This window comes from Streptomyces sp. NPDC054840 (assembly GCF_053611065.1).
On the sequence record NZ_JBSGZP010000987.1, the window covers coordinates 1 to 1,984 of the forward strand.

At 70.5% G+C, this 1,984-nt stretch carries 1 protein-coding gene; it reads left to right on the forward strand.

Features of this window, described 5'->3' with window-relative positions; translation table 11 throughout:
- Nucleotides 1-374 precede the first annotated feature (374 nt).
- Nucleotides 375-1,961 (forward strand): glutamine-hydrolyzing GMP synthase, encoded by a 1,587-nt coding sequence (gene guaA / locus ACWGIU_RS36715; RefSeq protein ID WP_453712408.1) that lies wholly within the window; start codon nucleotides 375-377, stop codon nucleotides 1,959-1,961.
- Nucleotides 1,962-1,984 lie beyond the last annotated feature (23 nt).

Sequence of the window (1,984 nt, forward strand, 5' to 3'; positions counted from 1 at the left end):
GTCGGACCGGGGCGCTCGGGGAAGTCAGTGGCTCAAGCGAGCATCACGAGGACCCATGGCGACCGGACCGACCGGTGCCATAGGTAAAGAGGAAGCTCAGCTGCTTGCGCATGGGAGGGATGTTACCGTCCGTCCCCTTCCGGGCCAATCGCGTTCGGATGGTGAGACGACTCGGTGGCGTGCGTGACGCCACCGGCCTCCGGGTCCGGCAGGCCCGCCGCGAGTCCGCCGTCATGGGCCGGACGCACGGTGCGTGATCGACCGGGCGCGCCGGGCGGCGGAGGCGCCGGGATTCGGATGGTGAGACGAAGAGGGCCCGGCGTCCCCCGTTAGAATCGACAAAACAGCCACCTCTTCCGCCGGAAGGCCGCCCCGTGCCAGAAGCACCCTCCGCCGCCCACGACAGCGCCCCGGACACGGTTCTCGTCGTCGACTTCGGCGCCCAGTACGCCCAGCTCATCGCCCGCCGCGTCCGCGAAGCACGGGTCTACAGCGAGATCGTGCCGAGCTCGATGCCCGTCGACGAGATGCTGGCCAAGAACCCGAAGGCGATCATCCTCTCCGGCGGCCCGTCCTCCGTGTACGAGGAGGGTGCCCCCCAGCTCGACCGCGCGATCTTCGAGGCCGGCGTCCCCGTCTTCGGCATGTGCTACGGCTTCCAGCTGATGGCCGTCACGCTCGGCGGCCAGGTCGACAACACCGGCGCCCGCGAGTACGGCCGCACCCCGCTGGCCGTCTCCAAGGCCGGCTCCACCCTCTTCGAGGGCACCCCCGACGACCAGTCGGTGTGGATGTCCCACGGCGACGCCTGCTCCGCCGCCCCCGAGGGCTTCACCGTCACCGCGTCGACGAACGTCGTCCCGGTCGCGGCCTTCGAGAACGACGAGAAGAAGCTGTACGGCGTGCAGTACCACCCCGAGGTGATGCACTCCACGCACGGCCAGCAGATCCTGGAGCACTTCCTCTACCGCGGCGCGGGCCTCGCCCCCACCTGGACCACCGGCAACATCGTCGAGGAGCAGGTCGCGGCGATCCGTGAGCAGGTCGGCGACAAGCGCGCCATCTGCGGCCTCTCCGGCGGCGTGGACTCCGCGGTCGCCGCGGCCCTCGTGCAGAAGGCCATCGGCTCGCAGCTGACCTGCGTCTACGTCGACCACGGCCTGATGCGCAAGGGCGAGACCGAGCAGGTCGAGAAGGACTTCGTCGCCGCGACCGGCGTGCAGCTCAAGGTCGTCGACGCGCAGGAGCGTTTCCTGGCCGCGCTTGCCGGCGTCTCCGACCCGGAGGCCAAGCGCAAGATCATCGGTCGCGAGTTCATCCGCGTCTTCGAGCAGGCCCAGCTGGAGATCCTCCAGGAGGAGGGCCCCGCGGTGGCCTTCCTCGTACAGGGCACCCTGTACCCGGACGTCGTCGAGTCCGGCGGCGGCACCGGCACCGCCAACATCAAGTCCCACCACAACGTGGGCGGGCTGCCCGACGACATCGAGTTCGAGCTCGTCGAGCCGCTGCGCCAGCTGTTCAAGGACGAGGTCCGGATGGTCGGCCAGGAGCTCGGCCTGCCCGAGGAGATCGTCCAGCGCCAGCCCTTCCCGGGCCCCGGCCTCGGCATCCGCATCGTCGGCGAGGTCACCAAGGAGCGCCTGGACCTGCTCCGCGAGGCCGACGCCATCGCCCGCCACGAGCTGACCGCGGCCGGCCTCGACCGCGAGATCTGGCAGTGCCCGGTCGTCCTGCTCGCGGACGTCCGCAGCGTCGGCGTCCAGGGCGACGGCCGCACCTACGGCCACCCGATCGTGCTGCGCCCCGTCTCCTCCGAGGACGCGATGACCGCGGACTGGACGCGCATGCCGTACGAGGTCCTCGCCCGGATCTCGACCCGCATCACCAACGAGGTGCCGGAGGTGAACCGGGTGGTCCTCGACTGCACGAGCAAGCCCCCGGGCACCATCGAGTGGGAGTAGTCCCACCCGGATCGCCGTGAAGC